The sequence below is a fragment of the Undibacterium sp. Tian12W genome, from assembly GCF_049339405.1.
In the GTDB taxonomy this organism is placed as follows: domain Bacteria; phylum Pseudomonadota; class Gammaproteobacteria; order Burkholderiales; family Burkholderiaceae_D; genus Undibacterium.
In genome coordinates, this window is record NZ_JBMPPK010000006.1 from 1 (window position 1) to 15,458 (window position 15,458).

Annotated in this window: 10 protein-coding genes; 4 read left to right on the forward strand and 6 right to left on the reverse strand. The window is 48.9% G+C overall.

The window, feature by feature from the left end; translation table 11 throughout:
* Positions 1-473: 473 nt before the first annotated feature.
* Positions 474-944: a DUF6265 family protein gene (locus ACO0LI_RS08795; protein WP_423032298.1), complete on the forward strand. Its 471-nt coding sequence runs from the start codon at positions 474-476 to the stop codon at positions 942-944.
* 128 nt (positions 945-1,072) lie between these two features.
* Here the strand turns inward: ACO0LI_RS08795 and thrC are convergent, their stop codons facing one another.
* From thrC to ACO0LI_RS08815, 4 genes are all read right to left on the reverse strand, one after another.
* A complete protein-coding gene (gene thrC / locus ACO0LI_RS08800; protein WP_423032299.1) occupies positions 1,073-2,533 on the reverse strand; it encodes a threonine synthase in 1,461 nt (486 codons plus the stop codon).
* 119 nt (positions 2,534-2,652) lie between these two features.
* A complete protein-coding gene (fdhD, locus tag ACO0LI_RS08805) occupies positions 2,653-3,768 on the reverse strand; it encodes a formate dehydrogenase accessory sulfurtransferase FdhD (RefSeq protein WP_423032300.1) in 1,116 nt (371 codons plus the stop codon).
* 11 nt (positions 3,769-3,779) lie between these two features.
* Positions 3,780-6,086 (reverse strand): FdhF/YdeP family oxidoreductase, encoded by a 2,307-nt coding sequence (locus ACO0LI_RS08810; RefSeq protein ID WP_423032301.1) that lies wholly within the window; start codon positions 6,084-6,086, stop codon positions 3,780-3,782.
* 133 nt (positions 6,087-6,219) lie between these two features.
* Positions 6,220-6,792: a helix-turn-helix domain-containing protein gene (locus tag ACO0LI_RS08815; RefSeq protein WP_423032302.1), complete on the reverse strand. Its 573-nt coding sequence runs from the start codon at positions 6,790-6,792 to the stop codon at positions 6,220-6,222.
* Between the two features lie 216 nt (positions 6,793-7,008).
* Here ACO0LI_RS08815 and kbl point away from each other — a divergent pair, with 216 nt between their 5' ends.
* From kbl to ACO0LI_RS08830, 3 genes are read left to right on the forward strand one after another with little or no spacing between them, the layout of a single operon-like run.
* Entirely contained in the window at positions 7,009-8,214 is a 1,206-nt protein-coding gene (gene kbl / locus ACO0LI_RS08820) for a glycine C-acetyltransferase (protein WP_423032303.1), read from the forward strand.
* Positions 8,215-8,223: 9 nt separating this feature from the next.
* Complete coding sequence (locus ACO0LI_RS08825; protein ID WP_423032304.1) at positions 8,224-9,204, forward strand: NAD-dependent epimerase/dehydratase family protein; 981 nt, start codon at positions 8,224-8,226, stop codon at positions 9,202-9,204.
* 36 nt (positions 9,205-9,240) lie between these two features.
* Entirely contained in the window at positions 9,241-10,623 is a 1,383-nt protein-coding gene (locus ACO0LI_RS08830) for an L-serine ammonia-lyase (protein ID WP_423032305.1), read from the forward strand.
* Positions 10,624-10,658: 35 nt separating this feature from the next.
* On the opposite strand, the gene ACO0LI_RS08835 is transcribed toward ACO0LI_RS08830, so the two are convergent.
* Positions 10,659-13,148 carry a TonB-dependent receptor domain-containing protein gene (locus ACO0LI_RS08835; protein ID WP_423032306.1) on the reverse strand — a complete coding sequence of 830 codons (2,490 nt, stop codon included), beginning with the start codon at positions 13,146-13,148 and terminating at the stop codon, positions 10,659-10,661.
* A gap of 149 nt (positions 13,149-13,297) precedes the next feature.
* Positions 13,298-15,367: a hypothetical protein gene (locus ACO0LI_RS08840; protein WP_423032307.1), complete on the reverse strand. Its 2,070-nt coding sequence runs from the start codon at positions 15,365-15,367 to the stop codon at positions 13,298-13,300.
* Positions 15,368-15,458: the final 91 nt, after the last annotated feature.

The window sequence follows — 15,458 nt, forward strand, 5'->3', positions numbered from 1 at the left end:
ATTCTGCTTGTTTGGAGAAGCTGTCGGCGATTTGGTTCAGTGTGAAACCTTGAGCCATCCAGTAAGCCAGACCATTTGGGTCTGCTGGGCGGTTGAAGTATGCGATGTAAAGCTTTTGGATATCAGCTGATGTGTTGGCCATTTAAGTGTCCTGTTTGGTTATTGTTAATATTAAAAATGTACGATCCCTGTCTTCAACCGTTTAAAGCATTAAATAAATAGATGCGGGGGATCTTATTAATTTGCGAACGCAGATTAGCATGTGACATTATTTTTCAATGTGACGTCAGTCACATTAAGTCACAATGTTACAGATATTTACTTCATTTCCATCGAATTCCATGACTTATTTGTACCTCTGATAATCACACTTTAATTTCCACATACTTTTTTCCAAATAAAAAAATTTCTCATAGGTATATACTAAAATTAAACGACTATGACTAAGCCACATCACCTTCAAAGGGGGAAACATGCGTTTGAAATTAATGGCAGTTGCTGGCGCGATATTATTATCTGCAAATACAAGTTGGGCTGCGAATAGCATACAAGATGTGCAATGGCTGCAAGGCTGCTGGCAGGCAGCAGGTGCAGAAGCTGGTTCGGAAGAACACTGGCTGGCACCGGCAGGCGGCTCCATACTGGGCATGGGTCGTACAGTGCGCAAATCAAAAACCGTCGCATGGGAATTCATGCGCATACAAGAAAATGCAGATAGCCTGGTTTTTACTGCCCTCCCCTCGGGTAAACCAGAAGCCAGTTTTCAATTACTGTCATTGGACAAGCAAAGAGTGGTTTTTGAAAACCCCAGGCCTGAATTCCCTCAGCGCGTCATCTATCAATTAAATGCAGACGGCAGTTTGCTAGGACGCATAGAGGGCAAGATGAAAGATCAGGAAAAAGGAATCGATTTTCTCATGCAAAAGATTAGCTGCAATAAGTAATATTGAATTGCTTATCCAGCGCTTAATGAATACACAACAAACACCCAATAAAAAAACCGCATCACGCGGTTTTTTTATTGGGTGTTTGTTGGATGTTTTTTATGGATACCGCGACCAGAACACTTTCATTACAGACCGGTATTTTTTGCGATATAGGCCTTCATCGCATTAACATCGGCAGTCATGACTTCAAATCGTTGCGGCAGCGCCTCTATGTTTTCAAAGCCAGCCGGGCGCTCAGCATCGCGATCCAATGCCTCTTTGATCGTTTCATTGAATTTGGCTGGCAAGGCTGTTTCCAGTACGACCATAGGCACGCCCTCTTGCAGGTGCTCAAATGCGACTTTGATGCCATCGGCAGTATGCGTATCAATAGTGATGTTGAATTCTTTCTCTACCTGGCGTATGGTTTGCAAGCGGTCTGCATGTACAGATTTGCCTGATACAAAACCAAACTTGGCAATCTTGTTGAATTCATCGCCATCACTGCCTGGTCTGCCTGACAAATCAAAGCCACCTTCGGTTTCAACTTTCTTGAACAAGGCAGCAACACGGGTAGCGTCCCTATCCAGCAAGTCGTAGATAAAACGTTCAAAATTCGACGCCTTGGATATATCCATCGATGGGCTGGTGGTATGCCAGGTTTCTGCTGATTTGCGCACGCGATAAATGCCTGTGCGGAAAAATTCATCCAGCACATCGTTTTCATTGGTCGCTACGACCAGCTTATCGATAGGCAAACCCATCATGCGGGCAATATGGCCGGCGCAGATATTACCGAAATTACCAGACGGCACAGTGAATGAAACTTTTTGTTCATTGCTGGTGGTCGCGCTCAGGTAACCACGGAAGTAATACACCACCTGCGCTACCACACGTGCCCAGTTAATCGAATTGACCGTACCTATTTTTTGGCGATTTTTGAATTCCAGATCATTTGACACAGCCTTGACCATGTCCTGGCAATCATCAAACACGCCTTCGACAGCGATATTGAAAATATTCGGGTCTTGCAGGCTGAACATCTGGGCAGTCTGAAAGGCGCTCATTTTATTATGCGGGGACAGCATGAAAACACGTATGCCCTTCTTGCCGCGCATCGCATATTCAGCAGCGCTGCCAGTGTCGCCAGAAGTGGCGCCAAAGATATTCAGCTCTGCATCATTCTTGGCCAAGGTGTATTCAAACAAGTTACCCAGCAATTGCATGGCCATGTCCTTAAAGGCAAGGGTTGGGCCATTCGACAAGGCTTGCAAAACCAGCTTGCGGCCATCCTTGTCTTGCAATACACGCAAGGGTGTAATTTGTGCTGTAGACTCATCACTGCGGGCATTTTTATAGACATCTGACGTATAAGTTTTTTCTGCCAGCGCCCTTAAATCAGCCTCGGGAATATCTGTAGCAAATTTTTTCAAGACTTCAAACGCCAACCCGGCGTAAGACAACTTGCGCCACGCATCGAGTTCTACATCAGTTACCTGCGGGTAGGTTGTTGGCAAATAAAGGCCACCATCGGGAGCCAGGCCGCCTAAGAGAATTTCCGAGAAATTTTGTGCTGCGGTATGCCCGCGTGTTGAAGCGTATTGCATAAGTCGACAGGATGAAGAAAAATTGATTGGAAGGAAAGAACGAATATTCTTCCTATTATAACTTTCTTACAGGCCTAAAACCTGTGTAAATTTGGTAAAAATCCAATTTCATCCCTGCTTCATTCGGCCAGCAGTCTTTCTGGATGCGTGTAAACCACGTAACCATGTTGCCGTACAAAGCCGATCAGGCAAATCCCCGCTTGCTCAGCAAGATCAATGGCAAGCGCAGTTGGTGCCGATAATGCGGCTAAAATAGCAATATTGGAGCGTGCTGCTTTTTGTACCAGCTCATAACTAAGCCGGCTACTCATAAGGACGAAACCTTCAACTTGCAATTTGGTTTTTACTTTTGCAATTGCTAAAGCACCAAGCAATTTATCCAGAGCATTATGCCGGCCTACGTCTTCACGCAACACCAGTATTTCCCCTTGCATATCAACCCAGGCCGCAGCATGCACAGCCCCCGTTTGCAAATTAATGGCCTGCAAAGAACTCAAGCCCTCCAGTGCCTTTGATAAACTGGCTTTGGATAATTGTTGAATAGCTTCGGTCTTGATCGCCGGGAGATGCAGTTGCAAAGCCTGCAAACTATCTTTGCCACATAAACCACAACCAGTATTACCTGCAAGATGACGGCGACGCTCTTTTAACGCAGCAAATCTCGGTGCGGATATCTGCATTTGCACCTCTATGCCCTGCATTTCTGGATTTGACTGGCATTCCATGTCATAGATTTCACTGGCATCATCAACTATGGCTTCAGACAGGCTGAAACCTAGCGCAAAGTCTTCCAGATCAAGAGGAGTTGCCAGCATGACTGCATGTGAGATACCGTTATAGACCAGCGCAACCGGCACTTCCTGTGCAATCTGGTCTATCAACTCCTCAGCAACCTGGTTTGAAAAAGCATGTCTTTGTACCTTGCGACTGACGACGCCTATCTGCATCTCAGGCTCACCATCTGACTGGCTCGCTGTCGATTCGCAAACACGCCGGCCTTCTTCAGTCAGGCTCAGCAAACTACGGTCACCATCCTGTTGCAAATGAACCCACCCTGCCCCTTTGTGCTGACCGATAGATTCTTGACCCAGATAAGCAATGCAACGCAGCAAAGTACTTTGTCGTACCCCCAGCTTTTTGCACAGACGTGGCAATGACAAAGCTTCGGCATGCTGTGCCAGTTCTGCCATCAAGGCATGACTGAGTTGATCCCGCGAATAATTAAGCGATTCCATTGAAACCCACACTAAACCAAAGCTTGATGCGCGTGGATGATCACAGGTATAGATTTGGATGTCGGCGTACGTGCATGATCAGCGAAACTTGATAAAGCTACCAAGCCATTCGTCTCTGGGAAGTAGGCTGCCAGGCAACCCTGGGGAATATTGTAGGCCACCAGCATGAAACGTTTTGCCTGACGCTTTACACCGTCGTCACACAGACTTTCCATATCCACCCAGTCACCAGCCTGCATGCCCAGAGCATTGATATCTTCCTGACCTATGAACAGCACACGACGTTCACCGAATACGCCACGGTAGCGGTCATTCATGCCATAGATAGTCGTGTTGTATTGATCATGCGAACGCATGGTAGCCAGATTGAAAACAGGGGATTGCCTGTTCCTGCGCGCCTGATGAATAGGCAAATCAACCGGGACAGCATGAGTATTGAAATTAGCTTTGTTAGTTGCCGTTACCCATAGCCTTTCAGCGGCAGTATTACGCAAATGAAAGCCACCCGGCACTTTGACGCGTGCATTGAAATCAGCAAAATCATCAAACACGGCGGCAATTTTGTCACGTATGCGGCTATAGTCAGCCAGTAACCAGGCCCAAGGTGTTTTGCTACTGTCTTTCAGGGTAGCTTGCGCCAGACGCGCAACTATGGCCACTTCAGACAGTAAATCTGTAGAAGCTGGCGGATTGATACCAGATGACAGATGCACCATGCTCATGGAATCTTCCACTGTCACCGCCTGCGGGCCAGTCTCTTGAATATCTATTTCTGTACGGCCAAGGCAAGGCAGGATGATCGCTTCATGACCGCAAATCAAGTGACTGCGGTTGAGCTTGGTAGTCACATGCACGGTCAATGCGCAATTTTTCAGGGCTTTGTGGGTGACTTCTGTATCCGGCGTAGCAGTGGCAAAATTCCCGCCCATGCCAAAAAACACTTTACCGCCTTCCCTCAACATCGCCTCAATAGCACCCACGGTATCATGACCATGTTTTTGCGGCGGCGTAAAATCAAATACCTGCCCCAAACGTTCAAGAAATGCCTGTTTCGGTTTTTCTATGATGCCCATGGTGCGGTCGCCTTGCACATTACTGTGACCACGCACTGGACATGGGCCTGCACCAGGACGACCGATATTGCCACGCAAGAGCAAGAGGTTGACAATCATTTGTATGGTAGCCACAGAATGCTTGTGCTGGGTGATGCCCATGCCCCAGCAGGCGATCACTTTGCCAGCACCCATATAGGTATCAGCCGCACGCTGTATCTGCGTCCTGTCGAGACCGGATTCACGGATAATGACATCCCAGGATTCTGCCAGTGCCTCGGCAGCGAATTGCTCAAAATTGGCCGTGTGCTCTGCGATGAAATCTGTATCGATAACTCTGGCGCGCCCTTCTGCCTGCGCCAGTTGATCCGCTTCCAGCACACATTTGATCATGCCTTTGACGGTTGCCAGATCCCCGCCAATTTTCAACTGAAAATAATCAGATGAAATAGTCGAAGACTGATCTGTCAGCATATCCAGCGCATTTTGCGGGTTCTGGAATTTTTCCAGGCCGCGCTCACGCAAGGGATTGAAAGAGACAATGGCAGCGCCACGCTTGGCGGCAGAACGCAACTCGCCCAACATGCGCGGGTGATTGGTACCGGGGTTTTGACCAAAAATCAAAATCGCATCGGCAATCTGGAAGTCAGACAGCAATACCGTCCCCTTACCCACACCTATCGCTTCACGCATGGCAAAGCCAGAAGGCTCATGGCACATGTTTGAGCAATCAGGAAAATTATTGGTGCCAAATTCACGTACAAATAGCTGGTACAGAAAAGCAGCCTCATTACTGGTACGGCCTGAGGTATAGAAAATGGCATCATCAGGTGTTGGCAAGGCATTCAGGCGTGTTGCGATCAACTCAAAAGCCTGATCCCAGCTAATGACTTTGTATTTGTCACTGGCGCGCTCATATTGCATGGGTTGGGTCAAACGTCCCTGCGCTTCCAGCCAGTGATCAGATTTTTCTGTCAGTTCACTTACCGTCAAACTGGCGATCAGTTCTGGTGTGGCGCGGCGTGCTGTCGATTCAGCCGCCACAGCCTTGGCACCATTTTCACAAAATTCAAAGGTCGATGTGTGATCTGCATCTGGCCAGGCGCAACCAGGGCAGTCAAAACCATCTGGTTGGTTGGCGGACAACAGGGTCAATGCCCCTTTGCCAGGTATGCCTTGTTCTATGATTTGCTGGGCAACACTTTTCAATGCACCCCAGCCACCTGCTGGCCGATTATAGACTTTGATTGTTTCGTTCTTACTCATACTGCTTAATCTCCACGCTACCAAGGCTTGATACGACCAACATTATTGCAGCCAAATGGCAAAATATTATGTGGTGAACAAGTTTTCAATCCAAATGTTACCAGAATCCATGCTTCAGCATGGCTGTTGAGCGCTATCGATGGATCACTACCAGCAAAGCCTTTGCCTCGGTCTTACCCAAGTTGCGTATAGCATGATTCTTGTCGGCGTTATAACGTGCAGTTGCGCCCAGCTTCAATTTTTTGCATACACCATCGACTTCCACCTCAACACTGCCATGCAGCAAAGTCAGATGCTCGGATGCCCCGGGATCATGGGAATTCGACACCAGTGCGCCGCCGGGTGCCAGCGTCAGCTCATACCATTCATATTTACCCGCCAGTTCCATAGGGCCAAGTATGCGCAGGATATAGCCTGCGTGTTCACCCGGCAAGGTGGGCGTTTCATGCGATTCCAATACCCGTATCGCGTCTGGCTTAGGTGATTCTGATGACAACAGCTCCGCGATACTGACACCCAGAGCATTTGCCAATCGCCATGCAACGGCTATAGTGGGATTAGCCTTTTCTCTTTCTATTTGGGACAGCATGGACTTTGACACGCCAGCGGTACGCGACAAATCTTCCAGCGTCAGGCCGCGTTCCAGACGCATTTTTTGCAAAGTCGCGCCCACTTCTGGCGGTGTATTGGGTAAAACTTTTTTCATAGAGACTCTTGCATCAGTAAAAAAGCTAGCTTAATATTCGATATATCGAACTTTAGTTCTAGATATTGAATTATTCAATCATTTTAGAAATTTCTAACAATAGTGTAACAGTGCGATTGATATGCAAGCATGAAATTGCCAGTGATTAAGCAATAACTATCTGAAAACAATCAATCCGCACAGCAACACAACAGTAAATAATAATCAGGGGACATCATGAGCCAGAACACTTCCAGGACAAACTTCATCAGCAATTTAGCTGGCAATCTGGACAATTTGCGCGAACAAGGTCTTTACAAGCCAGAACGTGTGATCGCCTCGCGCCAGGGTTCTGAAGTCACTTGCGATGATGGCCGCAAGCTCATCAATTTGTGCGCAAACAATTACCTGGGCTTGTCTGGTGATGAATCCATGGTGCAGGCATCCATTGCGGCGACTGAGCAATATGGTTATGGCCTGTCCTCTGTACGTTTTATCTGCGGTACACAAACTGTACACAAGCAACTGGAAAAAGCATTGTCGAGCTTTCTCGGCACAGAAGATTGCATCCTGTACGCAGCCGCATTTGATGCCAATGGCGGCGTATTTGAGCCCTTGTTTGATGAAAATGACGCCATCATCTCTGATGCGCTGAATCATGCCTCCATCATAGATGGTATACGCCTGTGCAAGGCAGCACGTTTCCGTTATGTCCATAACGATATGGCAGATCTGGAAAAACAATTGATCGCCGCTGCTGACAAGCGTCACCGCATCATCGTGACTGACGGCGTTTTCTCCATGGATGGCACGATCGCCCAGCTCGACAAGATTTGTGACCTGGCCGACAAATATGATGCATTGGTCATGATCGATGAATGTCATGCATCAGGCTTCATGGGCGCAACGGGTCGCGGCACCCATGAGCATCACAATGTCCTGGGCCGTATAGATATTATTACAGGCACTTTGGGCAAAGCACTGGGTGGCGCCATGGGTGGTTTCACCGCGGCACGTAAGGAAGTCATCGACACTCTGCGTCAAAAATCCCGCCCTTACCTGTTTTCCAATACCCTGGCACCGTCGATAGCCGGCGCCTCTCTGTCTGTCCTGGAACGTCTGTCCAGTTCCACCGAACTACGCGACCGCCTGCATGTGAATACGGCACACTTCCGTCGTGAAATTGAAGCTTTGGGCTTTACCATCAAACCCGGCACCCATCCTGTCGTGCCCGTCATGCTGTTTGACGCGCCGGTTGCGCAAAAATTTGCTGCACGCCTGTATGAACTTGGTGTACTGGTAACCGGCTTCTTTTACCCAGTCGTACCCATGGGCCAGGCCCGCGTGCGCGTACAACTGTCTGCCGCACATACGACTGAACAATTGAATACTGCTCTGGCTGCATTTGCGCAGGCTGGCCGCGAATTAAACATCATTAAGTAAGGGATATCCATGGAACGCATATTAGTGATCGGTGCCAACGGCCAGATCGGCAGTGAATTGGTAGAAGCACTGGCAAACCAGCATGGCGCAGATAATGTCATCGCTGCCGACATCAGGCCAGAGAGCCTGTATGGTGCAAAAATCTATGAAGTCATTGATGTATTGAATACAGAAAGACTGGCGCAAGTCGTTGCTCAATACGACATTACCCAGGTCTATCAACTGGCAGCCATGCTGTCAGCTACGGGCGAACAAGCACCATTGAAAGCCTGGACCTTGAACATGGATGGCCTGCTCAATATCCTTGAACTGGCGCGTATTCGCAATGAAGCTGGCAAACCCCTGAAAGTATTCTGGCCATCATCGATTGCTGCATTCGGCCCGAACACGCCGCCAGTCAATACGCCACAATACACAGTGATGGACCCAAGCACCATCTACGGTATCAGCAAACTGGCAGGCGAACGACTATGCGAATATTACTTTCAAAAATATGGCGTTGATGTCCGCAGCATACGTTACCCTGGCATCATCAGCTACAAGTCCCCTCCTGGCGGCGGCACTACGGACTATGCAATTGCCATTTTCCATTCAGCGCTGCGTGGCGAAACCTATGAATGCTTCCTGGAGTCAGAGACTAGTTTACCCATGATCTACATGCCTGATGCGATACGCGCCACCATTTCATTGATGGATGCACCAGCAGCCAAACTTTCTATACGTTCTTCTTACAATGTTGCAGGTTTAAGCTTTAATCCACGGGAATTAGCGTTTGCAATCAAACAAAATTTGCCTGCATTTGACATACACTACGCGCCTGACAGCCGTCAGGCAATCGCCGCATCCTGGCCACAGAGTCTGGATGACACAGTGGCGCGAGCAGACTGGGGCTGGCAAGCACAAGTAGGCCTGCAACAACTGGTGGAAGACATGCTGAAGAATATTCGTGTCGATCAAAAGAAGTTGAAGGAGTTGAACCAGGCTGCATAAATAATTATCAGAGACAAGTAAAAAAGAGGTGAATTGATGGACATGCGTGTATTCGAATTATTTAAAATAGGCGTGGGTCCGTCCAGTTCCCATACGGTAGGCCCCATGTTGGCTGCCCGACGTTTTTTACTTGAATCTGCCGATCTCTACAAAGCTGTCAAAATACAGGTAGCTTTATATGGATCCCTCGCCTTGACAGGTCATGGTCATGCGACTGACAAAGCAGCCTTGCTGGGTTTGATGGGTGAAACCCCGCAGGACGTGGTGCCTGAAAGCGTCGATGAAAAACTCGCCAACCTGGCAACCTCAGGGAAATTGAATTTATTGGGTGAATACCCCGTCAAGTTCGATACCGCCACCGATATTCTTTGGTTCAAGCAGGAAGTATTGCCTGGCCACCCGAATGGCATGAAGTTCATACTGACCCGCAATGACGGCAGCAGTTTTGAAAAGGTCTATTACTCCACTGGCGGTGGCTTCATTTATTCGGCAGAAGAACTCGCGAATACTGATAGCTCTGAAAACACTGACAAGAAACCACTGCCCTATCCTTTTGCGACGATGGCAGAACTGCTGGCCCATGGCAAGCGTACCGGCTTATCCATCACGGATATGTTGCGTGCCAATGAAAATGTGTATTGCACCGATGAAGAACTGGATGCAGGCCTGGATAAAATCTGGGCAGTCATGAAGGGCTGTATTTCACGTGGTCTGCAAACATCGGGCGAATTACCGGGCGGTTTGCACGTCAAGCGCCGCGCTGCCAAATTATGGCGCGCTGCTAATGAAACTGCCGACGTATTACCACATGATGGCTTGCACCGTGTCAGCCTGTATGCCATGGCAGTAAATGAGGAAAATGCCGCTGGTGGCCGTGTTGTCACAGCTCCTACCAATGGCGCAGCTGGCATTATCCCGGCAGTGCTGCGCTATTACGCCGAAGACTGCAAACCCAGCCACCCGGAACAAGGCATACGCAATTTCATGCTGGCAGCGTCTGCCATAGGCATGCTATGCAAAACCAATGCCTCTATTTCTGGCGCTGAAATTGGTTGCCAGGGCGAAGTCGGCGTAGCATGCGCCATGGCTGCCGCTGGCCTGACTGCCGCTTTGGGCGGCACCAATGAACAAATTGAATCAGCCGCTGAAATTGGTATAGAACATCACCTGGGCATGACTTGTGACCCTATTGGTGGCCTGGTACAAATTCCTTGTATAGAACGCAATGGCATGGGGGCAGTCAAGGCAATTACGGCTGCGTCATTATCTTTGCGCAGCGACGGCACACATCATGTCAGCCTCGATGACGTGATAGAAACCATGCGCGCAACTGGCTTTGACATGCAGGCCAAATACAAGGAAACCTCATTGGGTGGCCTGGCGGTGCATGTGGTTACCGTCAACTACGCAGCCTGCTGATATCTCAAATTTAAATGAAGCACTGCGACAGTGCTTCATTCCTTGGACTTGCCCCCAAAACTGTAACGCACGCCCAGCCATATCATGCGTGGCGCACTGGGCGTGTAGAAAGTCGTCCCCTTGGCGTCAGAATTGCTGTAGCCACCATTAGCGGTGATGGCATAAGGGCCAAGCTGTCCAGCCGTGTAATAACGCTGATCAAACAGATTGCTGACATTGACAGACAATTTCCATTGCGGGTTTGGTCTGTAACTCGCAGACAGGCTGACGACTGCATACCCCGGCATATTACCCGCCCCAAAATTTGTCAGACCATCAGGTGCATGGGCATTGTTTTCATTGCCCCGCACAAAACTCTTGCCTACTCCTAGCACTTCAATGCCTGCCGAGGTTTGTGCATTAAATTCATAATTTGCATGAGCTTTAAAAATTTGCTGCGGAATCAGCGGTATCAGGTCTCCGGGCTTGACGCTGATATTGGCACTAGCATTTGCAAGGCTGTTATTTTGCGAACCCAGGATGTCTGTACTTTGGTAGCTTGCCTTTATCCAGGTGTAGTTCAGCCCATAACTGAAATTATCCTGACTGCTTGCAATACCTGCCTCAACCCCCTGCCGCCTGGTTTGTCCAAAGTTCTTGAAATAACCAGTCGCAGCGGAATTGGCCACGAACAGGATGTCATCTTCGTTGACACCCCTGAAAACACCTGCAGTCCATACAATTTTGCCAGGTAATTTACCACGCAGGCCAGCTTCCCAGGTTTTGGAAATCACCTGCTTCAATGCCGGGTCGCCTGCCATGGAATTTGGCAAGCGGCAGCCAAAGTCAGGGTCAGCACAACCCAGCTCTATAGAGGTTGGCGCCCTGCTGCTCTCGCTATAAGCTGCATAGATATTCGTGGCCGGACTTGCCACATAGCTGACACCGACAGCCGGATTAAAACGCCTGAAGACGTGATCCCCATCCAGGGAACCACGTTGAGCACCCTTGGTCGTGGCATTGTTATAGGGGTAAAGTCGGTCAGTATTTTTAAGGCTGGTGTTATTGTAACGGGCAGACACAGTCAGATGCCAGGCATCTGCCAACGTCAGGGTGTCGCTACCAAACAGGCTCCAGGTCATTGTTTGCCCATCCAGATTGACGCGCTGGTCAAAAGCATTTTCAGAATTCTGTGTACCATCTGCATAAGCATTGACAGCCGTGATGCTGCGATCAGGATTCAGGTAACCAAACTGGCTAGCCTGATTAAAGCTGGTGCGACTGGCATCATAAGCAGCACCGAAGACAATCCGGTTACTATATCCAGGCGCTCTGCTTAGTGAACTCAATTGCGCACTGAGGCCATAGTTTTGCTGACGGGTATTGGTATTGGTAATAATGCCAGTGCATTTTTCATTTGGTTCAGCATTCGTACCCGCCTGGGCAATACAGCGCAGACTAGGGAAGGAGAAAGCAGAGCTTATCCTGCTGTTGCTACTTTCAATTACAGGGTTATAGCCATGCGCCAGCAACCAGTTCTTGTCCGCCGTTTGACCGGTGTAATACAGGGACTCGCCAAGAGCCTCCTCATTCAGGTCACCATTCGTAGTAACAGTATGAGTATTGCGATAGTAGGCATTGGCGGATAATTGCAAGGTGTCACCGAAATTTGTTTTGGCTTCCAGATTGATGAAACTGGCCCGGTTTTTTGTCACATCTGGCAGGGTGAACACACTGGCATAGCGACTATCCAGCAACTGCTGCTCCTGCGATCCATTACCGGTCATCTCACTGCTGGCCCATGCATAGCCAAGCTTGAGTTCGCTTTTGGTATCATGCCAGCCCAACTTGCCAAAGAATTGCTTCAACTTAGATGGAGAGGCATCCCTCCAGCCATCTTCCTGGTAATTATTAGCGATAAAGTACCAGTCCAGGCCTTGTTGATTTGTTCCACCATGCTCAATGCTGACATTACGACGCGCATAAGAACCTGCGCCTAGTTCCAGCGAGGTGCCGGCATCATGCCTGCCATCTTTGGTTTGCAGCGATAAAGCACCCCCAAGTGTATTGAGACCGAATAAAGGGTTTGATCCCGACATCAGTGTCACGGAAGAAATAGCGGACTTTGGAATCAAATCCCACATCACTACGTCACCAAATGGCTGATTCAGGCGTACACCATCCAGATAAACAGATAATCCCTGCGGCGTACCCAATAATGACGATGCGGTGTAACCACGGTAGTTCACATCATTCATGAAAGGATTGCCCTGCACATCATTGACATGCACGCTACCCAGATAGCGGTTGAAGAAGTCAGAAAGATTCAGTGCCCCGCTCTTCTCAATATCTTTGCTATTGACAGTTTGCACAGCAGATGGGATTTGCTCCTTGTTCAAACCTGTGCCAGGCAAGACGGTGATGCCTATAATTTCTACTGGAGGACTGATGATGGTTTCAGTAGCAGCACTGGCCTGATCAGTGAGGGTGGAAAGAGATAGGGCAAAAACACAGAACAGGGGTTTGGGGAAAGGCAAATAATTCATAGCTCCACACATTTGCTATTTTCATAATTTAATTATATATAATATAATAAATATGAAATAGACAAAAAAATATCACCCCAAGTGTGGCCTCAGGGTGACATTTGAGAAATATGGACTAACCATAAGCAGTAATTGATGGCAGCTCTACATCAGGGCTGCAAAGAAAATCCTTTTTGCCCTGTCTGCCAAAGCAGGAATGCCCAGTTATCAGCCTGCTCGGCCAGAGCGTCCGCCTTCCACGCATTCGCGAAATCAGTACGAAATAAAACAGGTCTGGACTTGTTCACAGTTGCCGCCTGCAAACGTGCGACGAATTTGCTGCTCATCCAAATCGGTGCATCGGCAAGACCAAAACGTGCAGAGATCAGGGCAGCAGGATAAGACTGCCCATCACGCAAGCCCAGGTAGGGGTTGCTACTTGCAAGCCTGGACTTGTCTGTCGCAGTGAGTTTTTTGGATTTACCAGTGCCTGTTGACTCAGACTGCAAAGCTGCACTTTGTACCGCAGCAAATAACTCCGGACGCCGGCTAATGGCTTGCGCCAGCCAGCGTCTACCTGGAGTTGGCTCTTGTGTGACCAGCTTGGCTGAACTGGTATAAGCCTCGCTCACAAGATAGTCAGCAGCAGCGAGAAATTCATCCAGCCCTGCATTAGCGCTTCTTTGTTTGATATTCTCATTTGCAGGAACATAGACGATCGCCATCACAGCATCCTGCTCCAGCCAGGCCAGGCGCAATGCGTCGAATTTCGCCAGCTTCGACAAACCTGTACCAGTTTCCATTGTCAGCAATAAGGGATGTTTGCCATCGAGTTCCATGCCTTGCGGATATAAGAGCGTCAGTGCAATTTGCTTATTACTGCCCGGCTTGGTGAAGCTCAAGTTTTTACTGGCAATGCGATGAAAGCCAACTTGCGGCGAACGGAAAACTTCTACATTCCTGATTTGCCCGCCTGCCAGAGCGCGATAAGACAAGGGCGCGGCATTCGCCGCCTCTAATATAAACAAGGCACCATCGCTGTCTATATCTGCATTCAATTCACTGATGCGGCCAGAATAAGGCAAAGTCAGCTCTTCTTTTTTGCTGCCATCCAGCTCAGTTTTGATGAGCTTGCTATAACCAGCTTCAGCCACATGCATGTACAGCGCATTTTTCGCGACCACCATGTTCAGCAACTCATCGCTAGTAGCTGGAACTACCTCCTTCGCAGCAATCAATTGTGGCATTTTTAAATCCAGCTTCAGGATCGCTCCCGTATTTTTCTTTTTTGTTGAGAGCAGATAAAGCTGCTCACCTGCCAGCCAGGCATTTTTGATTTTGTCTGTGGGTGAAGCCAATTTTTGCCAGGCAGTTGCTGCGCCCTTTAGCTGATCTTGCTTGATAAGATACAAACTGCGATCCTGACTCTGTCCGTGTTGAACCTCGGCCAACAGGTAAGGAGAATTTTGACTACTTTTAATTACTACCGCATCAGTGGCGGTAAATCGCCGACTCTTGCTGACACCCGGACCTATGAGCGGCAAATCTGTTTCCAGTTTGCTTCCCAGCACATGTTGCCAGACTGCGCCGCGGTCGGCACCAGTTTTGGCAGGTGCCTTGCGATAATAAATCGCAGTCGAGTCAGACTTCCAGGCTACTTCCTTGTTGTCCGGGGCTATTGCATCGAGATTGTCCTTTAACATGCCAGCGTCGCTGGTTTTGATAATGCGCAGGCTATGCCGCTGGCGCCCGGCGTTAACGATATCAACAGCCACATGACTGCCATCGAGAGATGGGGTAAAAAATCCCAGACTCTGTCCAGACTCGGTTAGTAATAACAGGCGCTCAGCATTGGTAGCAGCATTGCGCATGAATAGTTGGTGTCGGTTATCAGCCGTCGTGCGGGCAAAAAACTGCATGCCACGCACCTCAATCAACCTGCCCGCACCAAATTCCGTTGCCTGCAAGACTTTGAGACGCTTCAGCAATGCATCACGCCCACTGATGCGGGCCAGCACGGTATTACTAAAGTCCGTCTGCTTTTTCATCCAGGAGCGGACTTGCGTGTCGCTTAATGACTCCAGAAAGCGGTAAGGATCAGTCAGTGTTGAGCTTTGCTCTGTCGCCCCCTGCTTGGGTAATGCAGGGTAATCACCCCAGGCCTGCAACTGGGCATGCGCCAGCGCAGGCACAATGCCAAGTACTGCCAATAGCTGTTTTATGTTCTGTTTTGCTGGCATGCTGGTTCCAAGTCCTGGTTTCCTGACAGGGCTACAGTATCTCTCACACCTGCGGAAAATTGCAAAAATCACCTGATTTTTTTAATGCAGT